Below are 18,744 nucleotides of genomic sequence, written 5' to 3'. Positions count from 1 at the left end.
TTTATCTGCTAAAAATAACTAATCAACACTGGATACAGAGGTAGAGCCTTGGAGCATTCTAAGGTCCGAATTATTTGCGATTAACCTCTGTTGACATTATATTATATATATTTTGATTCACGCTAGGAGACGGCAAGATTCACGGCGGACCATTGACCTGTTGGTAACCAATCCACGTATAACAGAGTGGCCAAGGCCGGGGACTGTTAGTCTGAGGTTCTACCTCTGTACCCAGTGTTAAAATTTAAAAGAAAGGAAATGTGGTGATTTTTGCAATTTACACTTGACAAAGGTCACTTCATAACAGGTTATTTGAATGCATTATATAACAACATTTGGGGAACTTTATTTATGACCATATGTTTAGGAGCGTATTTTGTCTCTTTAAAATGGTCAAAAAAGATTCTGGAGATTGAGGTATAGATGAAAAATAAAAAAATTATAATTGCATGTATCATTATAGCTTTGCTAGGGTTAGTTGCAGATATTGTTTCTTTTTTGGGAAAAGAAAATACAAAATTAAAAAAGAATGAGATAGGTGAAGCTTATAAAGTTGTTCATGTCAAAATCGATGCTGATGGAGTGGTAAAAAATTATGATTATGACGTAAAAATAAGAGAAGCTAGTATTTCAAAGGACCAAGCGGATAAGTTTTTTGAAAAAGCAAAGAAAGAGATAAAGAAGAATCTTTTTACAGGAAATGACAATAAAGATCATGTAGTAAATAAACTGAATTTAAAAGAAAAATGGGTAGATGGTTTAGTGACTGCTGAGTGGTATTTTGACAGATATGATGTTATTACGCCTTCAGGGAAACCGATATTTGATAAGATCTCTTCAAAAGGAAGTCAGGTTGTATTAAAAGGAGTTCTTATATGTGGTAAATATTCAGAAAAACTTGAAATAATTCTTAATCTTTATCGAAAAAAACTATCTAAAAAAGAAAATTTCTTATATAAACTAAATTCCAAAATTGATAATGAACAAAAAAATACTAAATCCAATTATTTTAATTTGCCAAAAAAAATAGATGGAGTGGCAATAAAATGGAAGAATAAGTCGAATTTCTATTTTTTTAAAAGTAGTATTTTTATGATTGTAATATCTGTTCTTTTAAAATTCAAAGAGTTAGAAGACATGAAAAATTCTAAAAAAGATAGGGAAAAGAGCTTAAAAATTGATTATCCAAATATAGTTGGAAAGTTCGTGATTCTGTTAGGTGCAGGTATGTCAATTTCGCAAAGCATACATAGAATTGCAGAAAACTATCAAGAACAAAGACAAGAAGCTAAAGAAAGAGAAGGTTATAAGCAATTAATTATAACTAGTAATGAGATAAAAGACGGTGTATCGGATAGAATTGCTATTCAGAAATTTGCTGAGAGGACAAAAATTCCAGAATATCGAAAATTTTCAAGGCTTTTAATACAAAATATGCAAAAAGGGTCGACAAGTTTGGCAAAATCTTTAGAGGAAGAGACCTATAAAGCATTCGAAACAAGAAAAAATTTGGCTAAAAAATTAGGTGAAGAAGCCAGTACAAAACTTTTAGGCCCTATGATGATAATGTTTGGAATTGTAATGGCAGTTGTTATTGCTCCTGCTATATTTACATTTCACATATAAAAAATTAATAAAAAAAGAAAGGAGAATCAAGGATAAAATAAAAACTTTTTAAAAATCCTTGAAGAAAAAAATGAAATTATTAAACAAAGTAAGAAACACAGTAGCAACAAATGTTATGAATTTTTTAAGAGAGGAAGATGGAGTTGGAGTTGTAGAAATGATCTTAATTCTGGTCGTTTTAATCGGTTTGGTTTTAATTTTTAAAGAACAACTTACATCAATTGTTAATAAGATATTTAAAACTATTTCAGACAAAGCATCTTCAGTATAATAAAAAAATAATCAAGATAAGTATGAAAAAAACTCAGAAAGCAAGTGTTACAGTTTTTGCGTCGCTTTCATTTATGCTAATTCTCGCGGTTTCCTTTTCTTTACTTGAAGCGGCGAGAATTACTGAGATGAAAAAAGTTACAAGAATGAATTCAGATGCAGTGTTAGAGAGTATATTTGCAGAATATAATACGCCATTGTACAAAAAATATGGACTATTGGGATATTGGGCAGATGAAAGAAGAGAAAAAATAAGTTTCGATTCTACAATGTCTAAAATAGAAGATTATACAAATAAAAATTTGAATAATAGTCCAAATTTTAAAGGAAGACTTCCACTAGATTTGATAAAAATAAACAGTTGTGAAGCTTCTGTAGAAAAATATTTGTTAATGACAGATGGTGAAGGTAGAGCATTTACTGAAGCCATTGTTGAGAAAGAAAAAAGAGGATTACCAAAAACTTTAATAAATGAAGCAAAGGAAAAATTTAAATCGGTTGATGCTAAAAATTCTCAAGAAAAAACTCATAAGGATTTAGATGATGCAGATGAAGCAATAGATAATCCTAAAGAGTATGCGAAAAAACATAATATTTCATTAAAAAAAGATGATGAAAATAGTGATTCGTTCAATAACTCATCTAATGTTTTGGATTCCCAAAATGGCGATAAAAGTGAAAATCCTATTAAAGTTATAAAAGAATTAAAGCAAAAAGGAATTTTAGAAATTGTTCTTAAAAATCCAGAGGACTTATCAAAAAAAGAAATAAATGACCAGAACTTATTATCCAAAAGAGATAAACAAAGAGGCAATATTAATGTTTCCTCGGGTGGTTTTGTAGTAGACAAAGTTGCATTGGTTCATTATTTTAGCAAGTATTTTTCGACATATAGAAATCCGAGAAAAGATGCAGGAATTCAATATGAACAAGAATACATCATAGCCGGGAAAAAGGATGATATCTCTAATTTAAAAAGTGCTGTAAATAAAATACTAATTTCGAGAATTGCATCGAACATGGTTTCAATTTATAAAGATAAGGCAAAAATGGCTCAGATAGAGGCGCTGGCTGATACATTAAGTGTTATAACTCTCAGTCCGGAAATTATGCAGTGCATAAAAATAGGTTTAATAACGGCATGGGCATATGGAGAAAGTATATTAGATTTACGGACTCTCATGAGTGGTGGAAAAATAAGTGTAGTTAAATCGCCAGAGGAATGGACATTAGGATTGTCGGGAATAGGAGCATTAACAAATAAATCTTTCAAGGCCAAAGAGTGTAAAAAAGGATTAAAATATGAAGAATTTTTAGCAATTCTTATTGCATTAAAAAGTGAAAAGGAAACTACAATGCATGCAATGGATATTATTGAACAAAATATAAGGCAAGAAAAAGGCTATGAAAAGTTTAAACTAGATAATGTAGTTTTAGAAGCAAAAGTGGATTACAAATACCAGATAAACACAGTATTTCTAGGATTTGTTGATTTGAAAACGGATAAAATAAATTCGTTGGAAATAAATAATAGCGCAATTTATTCTTATCTAAAAAATGTAAGAAAATCAAATAAAAAAAATTAAATCTAATAGTAATGTATACATCAAATTTCAGGTGTATATGGGTGTCTCTAATCTCATCTCAAAATTACAGATAAATAAAAACCATCAAAAAAGAAGAATAAAATATTTTTTCTAAAAAATAATAAAAGAAAGGAAACTCTCTCAAAATGAAAACAAGAAAGAAACATACAAAAAAATCAGAGACACCCATATGCACCTGTAAAAAAGGATCATTAACATTAGAGTCCGCAGTAGTCATTCCTGTATTGGTATTCGTTTTTGCCAGTATTCTCATGATATTTAGGATACTGCAGGTGCAAACGGCTGTACAAGAAAGTGCAACATATGCAACAAGAAAGACAGCAGCGATGGCAGTTAATGTTGAGAGTGATTCTGTTGCACTTTCAATGGCAAAAGGATATTATTTTCACCACGTATCAAAGTATGAAGTGGTAAAAAAGTACATGAAAGGCTCCTGGATAATGACAAATTTCAATGGAAGTAGTTGTACTGAAGATGATATTTTATTAAAAATAAGCTACGAAATAAAGATGCCAATTAAATTTGCCAATATAGATTCTATTCGTATTTTTCAGACCTCCCATCAAAGAAGGTGGACTGGAGACAACCCAAGACTTGAAAGAGACGATGATGTGGATTACGTATATATAACAGAAACAGGATATGCTTATCATAGGGATATCAACTGTAGTCATATAGATTTATCAATACATTCGATAGATAAAAAGAATATAAATTCCGCAAGAAATCAATCAGGTGGCAAATATTACAAATGCTCACATTGCGTAAAAAATAATCAGACACAGTATTATATTACTGACTATGGAACCAATTATCATTCTGATAAAAATTGTAGCGGATTAAAAAGATCAATAAAAAGAGTCAAACTTAGTGAAGCTAAGGGAAAATCTCCATGTAAAAGCTGCGGTGGAAATAATTAATTATTGTCAAATATAAAAAACTAAATTTATTAATAATAAATAATACGAGTAAAAATACATAAGAGAGGAAACAAAATGCAAAGTATAAATATTTTTTCAAATATAAAACTAATGATGTTATATCCAGGTATGATTAAATACATGATAATTCCAATAATTATGGGGATAATTTGCATGACTTATCTAGGATATAATGCATATATGGACATAAAATTTAAAGAGATTCCAGTAAATATTGCATTAATAACAGGTGTGGTAGGTGTCACGTTAACGTTTTTGGCAACAATTATTTCAGGCACTATGAGTATTGAAATAATATTTAGAGTTGTAAAAACTCTGGTTATATCATTGATTCCTGGAACTGTATTGTTTTTGGTTTCTAAATTTACAAATCAGATTATTGGTTACGGCGATGCGATGGTAATTGGCGTTATTGGTTTATATTTAGGTGCGAAAAACGTGGTAAACATAATGTTAATAGCATTTTTTATTGCAGGATTAATTGCTCTATATGAGATAGTAATTATGAAAAAAAATAAAAGATATGAGATGCCATTTGTACCTTTTTTATTTGTTTCATACGTTTTTATAAATCTAATTAAATTTCTTTTCTAGAGCAAAAATTGCAAAGAGAAAATGTGTGAAAAAGAGAGAAAAAAAGTATTATGTTAAAACTTAAATTAATAAAATTGAATCTGTATGCAACCAATTTAAAAGACAATTTTATAAATGGAAAAAGCTCAATTTTTGATAAAAAAATAAAAGGATCCTATACAATTGAGGCAGCAATATTGGTTCCGCTACTTTTAGGAGTGTTTTTGGTGACTTGCAATTTATCAATTTTTATGTATCAAGAGATAAATAATGAGCATGAAGAAAAGAAAATTGAAAACATGTGGGAAGTTAATGATTTTTATCTGACTCAATTTAATAAAGATGAACCATATGTAGCAAAGTAAAAAACAAATAGCCCCTTAAATTTAAAATTAAATAAAAATCTTCAAAAAAAACAAATAAAAATAGGAAAGGATAAAAGTAATCATGTCAGATTTTTTACAGGAAGTTTCTTTTTTTAAAACTCCAACGAAAAGTTTTATGAAAATTAGGGCAGATGAATGTGAAAAAATAGATGAATATTTGTTATTGAATAAAAAAATAGCAAAAATTTTGCCCTGTCAAAAGAATTATAACGATGGAATAGCTGAATACTGGTATGATATAACCGGAATGCAATCATTTGATAAATATTGTAAAATCCAAAAAGTAGACATAAAACTTTATAAAGAATTAGTTCAAAAAATATTAAGGCAAGTTGACATACTTGAAAAAAATTTAATAAACATAGATGCTTTTGTGTTGAATCCAAAATACATTTATGTAGATGATAAAGAAATATTTTTTACTATATATCCTCCGAAACAGACTAGTTTTTTACAAGAATTCCGGATGTTAATAGAAAATTTTATGAATAATATTTCGCATGAAGACAAAGAAATTGTTGATTTTATTTATGGTTTGTATGAAAAAATCGGTAAAGATGAAAATTGTTTTAGGCAAATTCAAAAGTACGTAATGGAATATAAAAACCGTGAATATTTAGAAAAATCGACGTATACACAATCTTCAATATACGCGGATATGTCAGAGAGAATAAATTCTAAATCTGATAAACCCGTTTATTCCGCGAATAGTACAGATTTAAAACACTATGAAATACAGGAAGAATATGAAGCTCCTCCTCAAGGAATAATCCAAGAAAATACTCCCCAAAAACAAGGGTCTTTCAAGGATAGTTTTATAAAAAAACTGCAAAGTAAAATTAATGAAGGCAAAAGAGTGGTAAATGATTTCTTAGGAATATCGAATGATGAAACATATGAGGAAAACAATAGTAGAATATATGAAGAATATGAAGAAAGCTTTGATTTAAAAAGCCAGAGCAAAAAAAACGGCTGGAAGATACCAGACAATGTTTTTTCTAATATAACAAATCCTTTAAAAAAAACAGGTAGAGCAAAAAAAGATGAAAAGAATAATAAAAAAAATGAAATTTTAACACCCGTAATCTATCCGGAATTAGATTATGATACAGAAAATGAGGGTGATTACGAAACTTTTGAGACAGTATGCCTAGGGAATTCTTCTGACAATATAAGTGGAACATTTATCTATGAAGGGATAGATGATATAAAAGATTTCTACGTAGAAAAAAAATCAGTGATAATAGGAAATTCACCCAATGCAGATGTTTTTATAAAAAAGAACACAGTTAGTAAAATGCATTGCCAAATAACTAGGGATGAAGCGGAATATTTTGTGGAGGACTTAAATTCGAAAAATGGGACATTAATTAATGGTGAACCATTAGAATATCAGAAAAAATATAGGCTTAAAAGAAACGATGTTTTACTGGTTGCCAATGTGAAATACCGTGTTATGTAAAAAATCTGAATATATTTACAGGTTTGAAAAACTAAATTGTGCATGATATAATCAAAATAAATTATAAAATAGAATATTTTTTATAAAAAGCTCAATACTTTATTAGGGAGAAAATTATGGTAGATGAAGAAACAATAAAGACAAAATTAGATTTTGTAAAAAGATTTCCGATAACTGTGACAATAGTAGCTATATGTATCCTGATTTTTGTGATAAATAATTATTTTCTTTATAATAAAAATTATATCATGATTTATAAAATGTATGGAGTTACAGATAATACATTAAAAAATAAAGAATACTACAGATTTTTGACTTGTTTTTTTACCCATTTTAATGTGGAACATTTGTTGGGAAACATGCTGATTTTAACCTTAATAGGATACAGAGTTGAATGGGCAGTGGGAAAACTTAGGTTTATATTGATATATTTTTTTTCTGGGATAATTGGAGGATTATTAGAATTCTTTATGGTTAGTTATTTTAAAATATATCAAAATTATGTCTCAGCAGGAGCATCTGGTGCAATTTTTGGACTAATAGGAGCAGCAGTAATTCTGATTTGTTTTGGAAGCAAGAGAAAACTAGATATTTCAAAAAAAGAAATAGTATTTTTAGCTGTATTTATGCTTTTGTTAGGTAAAAGTTCTGGGCGGGAAAATATAAACAATGTAGGACATTTATGTGGATTAATTTGTGGGTTGTTCATTACTTTTGTGATATATGTTGTTGAAAAGATTATTGAAAAGTTTCTAAAAAACGGCAACGGAAGTGAAATAAAAGATAAGCTAGTTTTTTAATTGCAAATTGATTTTCATATAAGCTTAGAAGAAAAACTATATTTTTTTCGTGATTAACAAGGTTGATTTTGCCTAGAAAAATTAATATACTTAATTATAGAAGGTGTTTTTAAACAAGTTTTTGAGTAGTTTTTTAGACGTATTAAAAATTTTGTTAAAGGGGTGTAAGATATGAAAATTAAGATTTATTATGGGGGTCGAGGGCTTTTAGATGACCCAACACTTTATGTAATAACGAGAATGGAGAACGTATTACGTGAACTGAGAGTTGATGTTGAACGCTTCAATATATATGAGCATAAAAACGAGATTGCAACCCTTCCGCAGACATTTAAAGATGCTGATGGTATCATTCTTGCAACAACAGTTGAATGGCTTGGGATAGGTGGATATATGCAGCAATTTCTAGACGCTTGTTGGCTATATGGAGATAAAAATAAAATCGCAACAACTTATATGCAACCAATCGTAATGTCCACAACATATGGAGAACGAGAGGGAGAAATGACGTTATGTAATGCATGGGAAATACTTGGTGGTTCACCTTGCCCAGGCTTATGTGGATATGTAGATGATTTAGCTACGTTTAAGATGAGCGAGGATTACAATTTGATAGTAGAAAAAAAGGCAGAGAATTTGTATAGAACAATTTCTCAAAGAGTGCAGAATTTGCCAACAAGTAATCAGGCCGTAAAACAGACAGTTCTTCGAACTCAATCATTGAGTCTTACACCACAAGAAAGTGAACAACTTTCTAAATATGTCTCAGATGATACATATGTAAAAAAACAAAAAGAAGATATAGAAGAATTAGCTTCTATGTATAAGGATTTATTAGGAAATAGAGATGTTAGAAATGTCGAACCCTATAAGAATGATTTGATTACAAGGTTTAGACCGCAGGGAGACTTGAAAGTGGCGTATTCTTTCATCATAGAAGGACTAAAAAAACCGCTCTACGTTGGAGTAAGCGGAGCAAATGTCGAGGCATATTATGGTGAAAATGAAGCTGTAGATGTAATAATAAAAATCAGACAAGACATGTTTGACGATATTTTAGCAGGAAAACTTACATTTCAAAGGGCATTTATGACAGGCGCAATAACAGCAAAAGGTAACTTTAAAATATTAAGATTGCTAGATGATATGTTTTTATCAGAGCAATTAGTATAAAGTTTAAAATAAATATAATGAAGAAAAGAGGATTTAATATGAAGGATGATAACTGTATTTTTTGTAAATTAGCTAATGGAGATATTCCTACAAATTCAATTTATGAAGATGATGATTTTAATGTTATTTTAGATGCATCACCAGCAACAAAGGGACATGCGTTGATTTTACCAAAGGAACATTATAAAGACGTGTATTCAATAGACCCAGAATTGTTGGGTAAAGCAGCAGTATTAGCTCAAAAAATCATAAAAATAGAAAAAGAAAAATTGGGATGTCAAGGCTACAATATCGTCCAAAATAATGGTGAAGTGGCAGGACAGACAGTATTTCATTTCCATATGCACCTAATTCCAAGATATGAGAAACAAGAGGATGATACAACAGGTGTGGTTGATTGGGAGCAAAGAAAAATTGATCCTGAAGAGATGAAAAAAATTTGTGAAGAGATGAAAATAGATTAATTCTAAATAGATTATGGTATAGAATAGAAAACAAAGAATAGTTAAAATAAATATGCATATCTGCCATAAAAGCGGATATGCATATTTTTTTGTATACGTTTATAAATTAAATATCATGAGTTAAATATTAATCAATTGTAAATATACTCATTGATTCTTTTATACCAATTGCAGATTCTGTTACAGTATTTGCTGAATCAGCAACTTCTTCGCTTTCTGCGGCAACTTCTTCGGCAGAGACTGCAAGTTTTTCTACAGATGAAGATACTTCCTGGCTACTTGCAGACTGCTCTTCAGATATAGCGGCAACAGAAGAAGCAATATTATCTACTCTACTCATCATATCCATCATATATTGGATAGTATCATTTGTAGTTTGTACATCACTATAAATTTCAGCAAATGTATTACCGGCTACAGTAACAGCTTCAGAACTAGTAGCAATTTCATCTACATTCTGTTTTGATTTATCATAAAGTTGATTAATCTGAGCGGTAATATCCTTAATTATGGCAGCAATCTGTGTTGTTGAATCAGCAGAATCAGAAGCTAGATTTCCGATTTCACTAGCAACAACGGCAAAACCTTTACCAGCTTCACCGGCACGGGCAGCTTCGATAGAAGCATTAAGTGAAAGTAAATTAGTCTGTTCTGCGATAGAGTTAATCATTTCAATAATAGAATCAATTTTTTGAGTAGATTCACTTACAGCAGAAACTACATCGTTCATTTCGTTCATAGAATTTGCAATATTTTGCATTCCTTTTTGAACATTCTTCATATCTTTTTGTCCGTTTTGAGCTTTAGTTACAAGTGCACTCATAGTTTCATTGGCATTATCACCTTTAACCATAAGATCACTTACTTCTCCAGCCAAATCAGTTGCATTATTAGCAAGTTCACCAACAGCATCTGTCATACCGTCCATAGCAAGTCGAATCTGTTCCATAGAAGTAGATTGATCAGTAGCCTGCTGGCTTAGAGATTTAGATGCACGCATACTGTTTTCAGCTTGTAGAGCTAAATTGTCGGATGTTGTTTTTACAGAAGAAATTGAATCTCGCATCCTTGAAACAAAGTTTTGTAGAGAATTACTCATAAATCCAATTTCATCTGATGAATTAGAATGAATGTGAACAGTAAAATTACCATTTGTAATTTCTTCAATAACTTTTGTGATTTGTTGTATTGGTTTTGATACAAACATTCTTATAAAGATTAGTAAAACAATTGCGATAATTAAAACTGCAATTACTAAAATAATATAACCAATACGTTGAAATACTTTAACGGATGATAAAACGGTGCTTTCTTTTACGGAACAAGCGACGGTCCAACCGACACCTTTAACACTTGCAGGAGACACATAATACGTGCTTCCATCACCTGATTTTATGGCAGTTGTTGGATTGTTATCCCCATAAATAATCTTATTTGTGGCTTTTTTAAGTACTGGCTGTACATTTACCAAAAATTCATCATCTTTTGATTCAGATAATTTTTTATTATTATAGTCTTTGTTAAAATACGAAAGAATATCGTCATCGCTAACAAGCATCATAGAGCCAGATTCCATAGGCTTGATTTTTGAAACCTTATCAATCAAAGAGGTAAGAATTATATCTGCACCAGCTACGCCTGTTCGACCATCTTTTAATTTAATTTTTCTTGCCATAGTAATAACAGTAGCGCCCGTATCATGGCTTGTATATGGAGAGCCAACGAAGGTGAATTTTTCTTTGTCGAGTCCCTCTTTGTACCAACCACGCTCTAAAGGGTTATATGTATCTTCGTAGCATGGGTCAGTATCTGCAGAGTAATCGCTTTTATCATATTGATTATAGTAATAATACTTCTTGTCAGAAAGACCAAAATATACGCCGGAACGAGATAAATCGGAGTACTTTCTTGTTGGTTCTAGAATTCTCAATATTTGAGCATCCGATTCAAGATCAGTGTGTTCAAGCGTTGAAACGATTCCGTCAAAATGAGCCATCAGAGGCGTTAAGTCCTCGGCTAAAGAATTCGCCTGGAAATGAGATTCATTATCAAGAGAATCTTTTGCTGTTACCAGTATGATTTTCTTGGCATATGTCATAAGAACTAAAATTAGAATAATTGTTAAAATTGCTATCAAAGGAACTAAAATAGCTAATAGTTTTCCACTAACCGATTTAAGAGCACTAGGTTTTTTGGAATTTGACCTTGAGTTAATATTATTTGTGGGTTTGCTCATGTATATTTCCTCCTTAAAATTTATAATCGTCTTTGAGATATACTACAAGTTATACTTAATTTATCGGAGTGAAAAGGGATAAAAAATGATGGTCAAAAATTAAAATTCTATAAAAGAAAAGATTCATTTATAAAAGAAAAGAAATTATTTATAAAAATATTATAAAAAAAGATGTATTTATAAAAAATACATCTTCAATAATTTATTTTGCTGTTTCTTCTATCAAAGAAATAATAGCGCCAATAGAATCAATTTGTCCGCTTGATTCCATAGAGTTTATATATTGTTCCCTGTTTGCAAATGTAGAATTAACAGTTTCTAAAAGTAATTTGTCATTTAAAGACTCTTCTTCAATAACAACCGAAAAACCTTGGCGTTTAAATGATTGTGCATTTAAAATCTGATCACCACGGCTAGCAGCAGCTGAAAGTGGAATCAAAATATTTGGTTTGCGAAGAGCTAAAAGTTCGCAGATTGAGTTAGCACCAGCACGAGAAATAACTAAATCGGCAGCAGCAAACATATCAGTTAGTTCTTTATTAGCATATTCAAACTGAGCATAACCAACTAAGCCATCTAATGAAGGATCCAGATTGCCTTTTCCACAAAGGTGAATTACGTTGAATTTTTCTAATAATTCAGGTAAAACCTTACGAACTGATTCATTTATTACTTTTGAACCAGAACTTCCACCTACAATAAGAAGAATAGGTTTGTCAGTATTGGTAAAATGACAGTATTCAATAGCTTTTTGAGAATCTCCGCCAAATAATTCTGAGCGAATAGGAGAACCTGTCAAAACAGCTTTGTTTTCAGGTAAATATTTCATTGTTTCAGGAAAATTGCAACAGACTTTTTTTGCTCTAGGTATTGCAAGTCTGTTTGCAAGACCAGGTGTAATATCTGATTCATGAATAATTGCAGGTACTTTGCAGAATTTTGCAGCAAGTACAACAGGAACAGATACAAATCCACCTTTAGAAAAAACAATGTTTGGTTTGATTTTACGAATTAAGTGAATAGCTTGAAAATATCCCTTTAAAACTTTAAAAGGATCCGAAAAATTTTTCCAATCGAAATATCTACGTAGTTTTCCAGAAGAAATTCCGTAATATGTAATCCCCTGAGCTTCGATTAACCCTTTTTCCATACCATTATATGAACCAATATAAGATATGTCGTAACCAGCTTCTTTTAAGGCTGGCATCAATGCTATATTAGGTGTAACATGACCAGCAGTTCCGCCACCTGTCATAATAATTTTTTTCATATGTTATAACCTCTTCTTTCTATATAAAAGCTTTAGCAAATTTAATATTACAACTTTAGTAAAAAATAAGCAAATATAAAAGTGAATTTTTCATAAAATTTCGCGTATAGCTTGAATAAAAGTTGCAGTATTGCTATAATTTATACGAATTCGTCAACCAAATAAAGGAGTGTTTAAAGATGAGTAAAATTACATTTGATTATTCAAAAGCGTCATCTTTCATTAGTACAGAAGAAGTTTCATACATGGAGAAACTTGTAAATGACGCAAAAGAGCAATTAGTTAACAAAACAGGCGCAGGAAATGATTTTTTAGGTTGGATCGATTTACCAGTTGCGTACGACAAAGAAGAGTTTTCTAGAATTAAAGAAGCTGCAAAAAAAATTCAGTCAGATTCTGAAGTATTTGTAGTTATCGGTATTGGTGGATCATACTTAGGAGCAAGAGCTGCAATCGAGTTCTTAAGACATGGTTTCTATAACAATATTACAAAAGAACAACGTAAAACACCTGAGATTTATTATGCAGGAAACAGTATTAGTGGAACATATTTAAGAGATCTTATCGATGTAATCGGAGATAGAGATTTCTCTGTAAATATTATTTCAAAATCTGGTACAACAACAGAACCATCTATCGCATTTAGAGTATTCAAAGAAATGCTTGAGAAAAAATACGGTAAAGAAGGTGCTGCAAAACGTATCTACGCTACAACAGATAAAGCTAAGGGAGCATTAAAGACTCTTGCAACAGCAGAAGGATATGAAACATTCGTAGTACCTGATGATGTAGGTGGACGTTTCTCAGTTCTTACAGCAGTAGGTTTACTTCCAATCGCTGTTAGTGGAGCAGATGTTGATAAATTAATGGAAGGTGCAGCAGCAGGTAGAGAACTTGCATTAAATAAAGAATTCAAAGACAATGATTCATTACAGTATGCTGCTATCAGAAATATCTTATTAAGAAAAGGTAAATCAGTTGAAGTTTTAGCAAATTATGAGCCAAGCTGCCATTATGTATCTGAATGGTGGAAACAGTTATATGGTGAAAGTGAAGGAAAAGATCAAAAAGGTTTATTCCCAGCTTCTGTTGATTTAACAACAGATCTTCATTCAATGGGTCAATTCATACAAGATGGTTCTAGAATCATGTTTGAAACAGTTTTAAATGTAGAAGAATCACGTAGAGAAGTTGTAATCGACGAAGATAAAGACGATTTAGACGGATTAAATTATTTAGCTGGAAAAAACATGGACTTCGTAAATAAGAGTGCTATGAATGGTACAATTTTAGCTCATACAGACGGAAATGTACCAAACTTATTAGTAAATATTCCAGAGCAGAATGAATTCTATCTTGGAGAATTATTCTATTTCTTTGAATTTGCAGTTGGTGTAAGCGGATACTTATTAGGAGTTAACCCATTTAATCAACCAGGTGTAGAGAGTTACAAGAAAAACATGTTTGCATTACTTGGAAAACCAGGTTTCGAAGCACAAAGAGAAGAATTATTAAAGAGACTTTAATATATAAATAGTGCAATAGAATTACACTTGAAAAAGTAATTAAAATAATACTTATATTGTATGTGGATTGTATCTATATAAGTACAAAAACAACGCATTTTATAAAATAAATGCTTAAAAAAGAAGGTTATAAGAGGTTTGAAAGTACAGCTTATAACCTTTTTTTATGTACAAAATCAACAAAAATAAGCCCATTTTTTAAAAAAAACAGTTAGATTAAACTAACATCAAGGCGATAAGAAAAAAATTATATATTTAAGTTAAGAGTTGTGTGTATATGCGATAAATAGCGGAAAATATATTACAAATATATTACAAACATCATATAAGCGTAACACTATAATGATTATAAAATTATTTGTGCAATTTGCCCAATATAATTGCCGCTCCAAGGGGGTCAAAATGAAAATAATGACGTAAAAATCCCATAAAATAAGCATTTCTAAGTAGCCTAAAGAAAATTCATAAGAAAAAATATCCACCAATTTGACAAAAAAATTAGTGTCTGCTATACTGTGTCAAGTAATAAATTTGTAACAAATGAAATACAAAATTCAAAAACGAAATATTAGTGTAATAGAATTGAAATTCTATATACACCATATGGAGGTAAAATTTTATGAGGTTTAACAAAAAAGTGATAGGTAGTATGACAGTACTTAGTTCACTTTGTGTTATGACTACAGTCGCAGCAATGACTAACAACGGAGAAGATACATTAGCTAAATATAAGAACAACAAAGTTGTTACGGTAGCATACACTGAATCAAACAGAGGACGTGCAGGTAAAGGCTTAAATGTGTCAAGAACATCATTAGAAAACAAGAAAGATACAAACGCAACAATAAAAGTGCAAGGATATGAAGCGGTTGGCGAGAAAATTAAAGGCGTATTACAAGAGCTTAAATTGTCAGACGAAGAAAAAGAATGGACTGACGCATTGATGCCAAAAGTTGAAGATTTTTTATTGGTTAGAGCAGATGCTAACCAGGATGCACAAGTAGTTGGAAAGTTATATAAAGGTAGCAAAGCAACTGTCGTAGAAAAAGGAGAGCAATGGACAAAGATTTCTTCTGGTAATGTACAAGGATACGTTAGAAACGATATGTGTTACTTTGGTTTAGATGCATTAAACTATGCTTCACAAAATTGCGAAACAGTAGCAATATCAAAAACAGAAGGACTTAGAGTTCGTTCTACACAAGATACTAACGCAGAAGTTACAAAAGTACTTGCAACAGGCGAAAGCATTCAAGTAGATAGAGGCACTCAAACAAATGATGAGTGGGTTGCTGTAAAAGTAAACGATGCTACAAATTTCGTAAGTAAACAATTTGTTGATGTAAAAATCAAAACAAATGTGGGTATAACTCTTGAAGAAGAAGCTGCAGCAGCAAGAGCAGCTGAAGAAGCAAAGAAAAAAGAGGAAGAAGCAGCAGCAAAAAAAGCAAAAGCTGATAATTCCGTAAGACAAGAGTCATCTAGCCCAAAAGCAACTAGCCAAAAGGCAGCTCCAGCAAGAACACAAGGATCATCACTTGCAGCAAGTTCTAACGATGTAACATTACTTGCAGCACTTATTCAGTGTGAAGCCGGTGGAGAATCATATGAGTGTCAATTAGCTGTAGGTGCAGTTGTAGTCAACAGAGTACAAAGTGGATATGCTGATGGTACACTTTATGGTGTAATTTATCAGAGAGGTCAGTTTGGACCAGCTATGACAGGTAAATTAGAAAGAACATTAGCAAAAGGACCTAGCGCTACATCAATTAGAGCAGCACAAGAAGCATTAAGTGGTGTAGATAACGTAGGTGGAGTGAAGAATTTCCGTGATGTTTCATCAAGTTCATACAGTGGACATGTAATTGGTGGAATGGTATTCTTCTAAAAAATAGGTATTTAGTTTTTTAACTTTAAGCATAATTTCTTAAAAGGCGCTGAGCACTTTAAATAGTGTGAGGTGCCTTTTTTATGCGATAATTCTTGAAGGGTTGCCAATATTTTGTACATGGGTTAAAATACTATTATTACAAAAAAGGGATTAAATAAATTTTATAAATATATTACGGAGGATTTGTTATGAATTTAAAAGGTAAAAATTTTTTGAAGATGATGGATTTAAGTGCCGAAGAGATATTATATTTGATAGATTTGGCAAAAGAGCTAAAGGATAAAAAGAAACAAGGTATTAGACATAATGATCTTGAAGGAAAGAATATAGCATTAATTTTTGAAAAAACATCAACAAGAACACGATGTTCGTTTGAAGTTGCAGCATATGATTTAGGTATGAATGTTACATACTTAGATCCATCAGGTTCTCAAATTGGAAAAAAAGAAAGTATAGCTGACACAGCTCAGGTTCTTGGCAGAATGTTTGATGGTATAGAATACAGAGGTTTTGAACAAGAAATAGTAGAGACTTTAGCAACTTATGCAGGTGTTCCAGTATGGAACGGTTTGACTAATGAATCTCATCCAACACAAATGATTGCAGATATGTTGACAATAAAAGAAAAATTTGGCAAATTAAAAGGAATTCGTTTTGTTTATATGGGAGATGCCAGATACAACATGGGAAATTCTTTGATGATTACATGTGCAAAATTAGGAATGGATTTTGTTGCATGTACTAATCCAAAATATTACCCAGAAGAAAAGCTAGTTGAGTACGCGAGAAAAGTAGCACAAACAACAGGTGCCGAGATAACATTGACAGATTCTGTAGAAGAGGCAACAAAAGATGCAGATGTAATCTATACAGACGTATGGGTTTCTATGGGTGAACCAGATGAAGTTTGGGAAGAAAGAATAAAAGATTTATTACCTTATCAAGTAAATAAAAAAGCATTTGAAAATGCAAAAGATACAGCAATATTTATGCACTGTTTACCAGCTTTCCATGATCTTAATACTAAAATTGGACAACAGGTTTATGAGAAGTTTGGCTTAAAAGAAATGGAAGTTACTGATGAGATTTTCACAGGAGAAAAATCAGTAGTCTTTGATGAAGCTGAGAACAGAATGCACACAATAAAAGCAATAATGAAAGCAACATTAGGAGATTAATAGAAGTGAAAACTGCAATATTACGAATGTTAAGAAACGCAAATGATGAATATATTTCTGGTCAGAAATTAAGTGAATTATTAAACGTGTCAAGAACAACCGTATGCAATGAAATAAATACGTTAAGAGAGTACGGATATAAGATTGATGCAGTAAGTAGAAGAGGGTATATGTTAAAGAGTACACCGGATATAGTTACAGATTTTGCGGTAGGAAGTCTTATAAAAAGTAAGACATTTGGAAAAACTATAGTATATAAGGACGAAATATCATCGACGAATATATTGGCAAAAGAATTAGCAGAAAAAGGCTATGAACATGGTACAGTCGTAATTGCAGATACACAATCATCAGGACGTGGAAGAAGAGGCAGAAATTTTGAGTCTCCAAAAGGTGTTGGGATTTTCATGACACTTATTTTGAAACCGGATTTTAGTCCATATTGTGCACCTATGTTGACACTTTTAGCAGCACTTGCAGTATCAGATGCAATTGAAGAAATAGTAGATGTACCAGCTAATATTAAATGGCCTAACGATATTGTTATAGGAGATAAAAAAATATGTGGAATACTAACAGAGATGAGTATTCAGGCAGATTATATCAACAATATAGTAGTAGGAATTGGAATTAACGTTAATAATGAGTCATTCCCAGATGAAATAAAAGATGTGGCAGGCTCTATTTTTACCCAAACGGATAGAAAAATAAATAGAGATGTTATCATTGAACGAGTTTTGTTTTATTTTGAAAAATACTATAATGCTTTTTTAGAGACAAATGATTTGAGCAATGTGCAAGACGTTTATAATAAAAAACTGATTAACTTAGATAAAGAAGTAAAAGTTTTAGATCCTAAGGAACCATACGAAGGTATTTCAAGAGGGATTACTAATACGGGCGAGCTCATTGTTGAAATAAATAATAAAATACGTCACGTAGCAAGTGGCGAAGTATCAGTGAGAGGAATGTATGGATATGTCTAAAAACAACATAGAAGATACTAAAGACGAAGTTGTACTTTGCGGTGCAAGTGCATACAACAAAAAATATTATTTAAATGAGAATTTTATGGGGCTACCAGATTCTATAAAAGAAGAACTAAGAATCATGTGTGTTTTATACACCGAAGAAATAGGTGGGATTTTACAATTAGTTTTTGATGAAAAAGGAAATCTGGAATTCAAAACATCATCAAAAGAGGGAGATTTATTATATGATGATATTGGAAGCATCCTTAAAATAAAACAATTACAAAAAACGAAAGTGGAATTGTTGGAGTCCGTTGAACTCTATCATAGAATTTTATTCTTAGGAGAGGGCTTCGACCAGGAGGAATAA

At 31.1% G+C, this 18,744-nt stretch carries 17 protein-coding genes; 15 read left to right on the top strand and 2 right to left on the bottom strand.

Annotated features, from left to right (window positions below; genetic code table 11):
• The first annotated feature begins 423 nt into the window (after positions 1–423).
• The 10 genes from BLV79_RS08045 (at position 424) to BLV79_RS08000 (ending at position 9,302) form a co-directional block, all read left to right on the top strand.
• A complete protein-coding gene (locus tag BLV79_RS08045; RefSeq protein ID WP_074717925.1) occupies positions 424–1,626 on the top strand; it encodes a type II secretion system F family protein in 1,203 nt (400 codons plus the stop codon).
• Between the two features lie 115 nt (positions 1,627–1,741).
• Complete coding sequence (locus BLV79_RS08040) at positions 1,742–1,897, top strand: Flp1 family type IVb pilin (protein WP_074717928.1); 156 nt, start codon at positions 1,742–1,744, stop codon at positions 1,895–1,897.
• Positions 1,898–1,919: 22 nt separating this feature from the next.
• Positions 1,920–3,482: a DUF5702 domain-containing protein gene (locus tag BLV79_RS08035; RefSeq protein ID WP_074717923.1), complete on the top strand. Its 1,563-nt coding sequence runs from the start codon at positions 1,920–1,922 to the stop codon at positions 3,480–3,482.
• 293 nt (positions 3,483–3,775) lie between these two features.
• Positions 3,776–4,423: a hypothetical protein gene (locus tag BLV79_RS08030; RefSeq protein WP_242871452.1), complete on the top strand. Its 648-nt coding sequence runs from the start codon at positions 3,776–3,778 to the stop codon at positions 4,421–4,423.
• A gap of 75 nt (positions 4,424–4,498) precedes the next feature.
• Positions 4,499–5,038, top strand: coding sequence for a prepilin peptidase (locus tag BLV79_RS08025; protein WP_074717919.1), 540 nt, complete (start codon positions 4,499–4,501; stop codon positions 5,036–5,038).
• Between the two features lie 50 nt (positions 5,039–5,088).
• Entirely contained in the window at positions 5,089–5,382 is a 294-nt protein-coding gene (locus BLV79_RS08020) for a TadE family protein (protein WP_074717917.1), read from the top strand.
• Between the two features lie 82 nt (positions 5,383–5,464).
• Positions 5,465–6,865, top strand: coding sequence for a DUF6382 domain-containing protein (locus tag BLV79_RS08015; RefSeq protein ID WP_074717915.1), 1,401 nt, complete (start codon positions 5,465–5,467; stop codon positions 6,863–6,865).
• A gap of 116 nt (positions 6,866–6,981) precedes the next feature.
• Positions 6,982–7,665 (top strand): rhomboid family intramembrane serine protease, encoded by a 684-nt coding sequence (locus BLV79_RS08010; RefSeq protein ID WP_074717913.1) that lies wholly within the window; start codon positions 6,982–6,984, stop codon positions 7,663–7,665.
• Positions 7,666–7,836: 171 nt separating this feature from the next.
• Entirely contained in the window at positions 7,837–8,838 is a 1,002-nt protein-coding gene (locus tag BLV79_RS08005; protein WP_074717911.1) for an SCP2 sterol-binding domain-containing protein, read from the top strand.
• A gap of 38 nt (positions 8,839–8,876) precedes the next feature.
• Complete coding sequence (locus tag BLV79_RS08000; RefSeq protein ID WP_074717909.1) at positions 8,877–9,302, top strand: HIT family protein; 426 nt, start codon at positions 8,877–8,879, stop codon at positions 9,300–9,302.
• A gap of 127 nt (positions 9,303–9,429) precedes the next feature.
• Here BLV79_RS08000 and BLV79_RS07995 read toward each other — a convergent pair whose 3' ends face one another.
• Positions 9,430–11,538, bottom strand: a complete 2,109-nt coding sequence (locus tag BLV79_RS07995; protein WP_074717906.1) for a methyl-accepting chemotaxis protein — start codon at positions 11,536–11,538, stop codon at positions 9,430–9,432.
• A 202-nt stretch (positions 11,539–11,740) separates the two neighbouring features.
• Entirely contained in the window at positions 11,741–12,808 is a 1,068-nt protein-coding gene (locus BLV79_RS07990) for an undecaprenyldiphospho-muramoylpentapeptide beta-N-acetylglucosaminyltransferase (protein ID WP_074717904.1), read from the bottom strand.
• A 179-nt stretch (positions 12,809–12,987) separates the two neighbouring features.
• Between BLV79_RS07990 and BLV79_RS07985 the strand changes: the two genes are divergently transcribed.
• From BLV79_RS07985 to BLV79_RS07965, 5 genes are all read left to right on the top strand, one after another.
• On the top strand, positions 12,988–14,334 hold the full coding sequence (locus tag BLV79_RS07985) for a glucose-6-phosphate isomerase (RefSeq protein WP_074717902.1): 1,347 nt from the start codon (positions 12,988–12,990) through the stop codon (positions 14,332–14,334).
• 619 nt (positions 14,335–14,953) lie between these two features.
• The gene (locus tag BLV79_RS07980; protein WP_074717900.1) at positions 14,954–16,222 is read left to right on the top strand and encodes a cell wall hydrolase; all 1,269 of its coding nucleotides are present in this window, start codon (positions 14,954–14,956) and stop codon (positions 16,220–16,222) included.
• A gap of 191 nt (positions 16,223–16,413) precedes the next feature.
• Positions 16,414–17,403 carry an ornithine carbamoyltransferase gene (gene argF, locus BLV79_RS07975; protein ID WP_074717898.1) on the top strand — a complete coding sequence of 330 codons (990 nt, stop codon included), beginning with the start codon at positions 16,414–16,416 and terminating at the stop codon, positions 17,401–17,403.
• Positions 17,404–17,408: 5 nt separating this feature from the next.
• Positions 17,409–18,389, top strand: coding sequence for a biotin--[acetyl-CoA-carboxylase] ligase (locus BLV79_RS07970; RefSeq protein ID WP_074717896.1), 981 nt, complete (start codon positions 17,409–17,411; stop codon positions 18,387–18,389).
• Positions 18,376–18,744, top strand: coding sequence for a DUF6145 family protein (locus tag BLV79_RS07965; protein WP_242871451.1), 369 nt, complete (start codon positions 18,376–18,378; stop codon positions 18,742–18,744). Before BLV79_RS07970 ends, BLV79_RS07965 begins: the two co-directional genes overlap by 14 nt.

This window comes from Lachnobacterium bovis DSM 14045 (assembly GCF_900107245.1).
Classification (GTDB): Bacteria; Bacillota; Clostridia; order Lachnospirales; family Lachnospiraceae; genus Roseburia; species Roseburia bovis.
The sequence above is the reverse complement of the archived record's forward strand: the minus strand, read 5'-3'. Positions and strand labels throughout refer to the sequence as shown.

Bases quoted from the DNA above. Each gene is read 5' to 3' on its own strand.
- BLV79_RS08010 (WP_074717913.1), top strand. From the start codon at position 6,982: ATGGTAGATGAAGAAACAATAAAGACAAAATTAGATTTTGTAAAAAGA.
- BLV79_RS07990 (WP_074717904.1), bottom strand. From the start codon at position 12,808: ATGAAAAAAATTATTATGACAGGTGGCGGAACTGCTGGTCATGTTACA.
- BLV79_RS07985 (WP_074717902.1), top strand. From the start codon at position 12,988: ATGAGTAAAATTACATTTGATTATTCAAAAGCGTCATCTTTCATTAGT.
- BLV79_RS07965 (WP_242871451.1), top strand. From the start codon at position 18,376: ATGGATATGTCTAAAAACAACATAGAAGATACTAAAGACGAAGTTGTA.
- BLV79_RS07980 (WP_074717900.1), top strand. From the start codon at position 14,954: ATGAGGTTTAACAAAAAAGTGATAGGTAGTATGACAGTACTTAGTTCA.
- BLV79_RS08035 (WP_074717923.1), top strand. From the start codon at position 1,920: ATGAAAAAAACTCAGAAAGCAAGTGTTACAGTTTTTGCGTCGCTTTCA.
- argF (WP_074717898.1), top strand. From the start codon at position 16,414: ATGAATTTAAAAGGTAAAAATTTTTTGAAGATGATGGATTTAAGTGCC.
- BLV79_RS08045 (WP_074717925.1), top strand. From the start codon at position 424: ATGAAAAATAAAAAAATTATAATTGCATGTATCATTATAGCTTTGCTA.
- BLV79_RS08000 (WP_074717909.1), top strand. From the start codon at position 8,877: ATGAAGGATGATAACTGTATTTTTTGTAAATTAGCTAATGGAGATATT.
- BLV79_RS07995 (WP_074717906.1), bottom strand. From the start codon at position 11,538: ATGAGCAAACCCACAAATAATATTAACTCAAGGTCAAATTCCAAAAAA.
- BLV79_RS08005 (WP_074717911.1), top strand. From the start codon at position 7,837: ATGAAAATTAAGATTTATTATGGGGGTCGAGGGCTTTTAGATGACCCA.
- BLV79_RS08025 (WP_074717919.1), top strand. From the start codon at position 4,499: ATGCAAAGTATAAATATTTTTTCAAATATAAAACTAATGATGTTATAT.
- BLV79_RS08020 (WP_074717917.1), top strand. From the start codon at position 5,089: ATGTTAAAACTTAAATTAATAAAATTGAATCTGTATGCAACCAATTTA.
- BLV79_RS08040 (WP_074717928.1), top strand. From the start codon at position 1,742: ATGAATTTTTTAAGAGAGGAAGATGGAGTTGGAGTTGTAGAAATGATC.
- BLV79_RS08015 (WP_074717915.1), top strand. From the start codon at position 5,465: ATGTCAGATTTTTTACAGGAAGTTTCTTTTTTTAAAACTCCAACGAAA.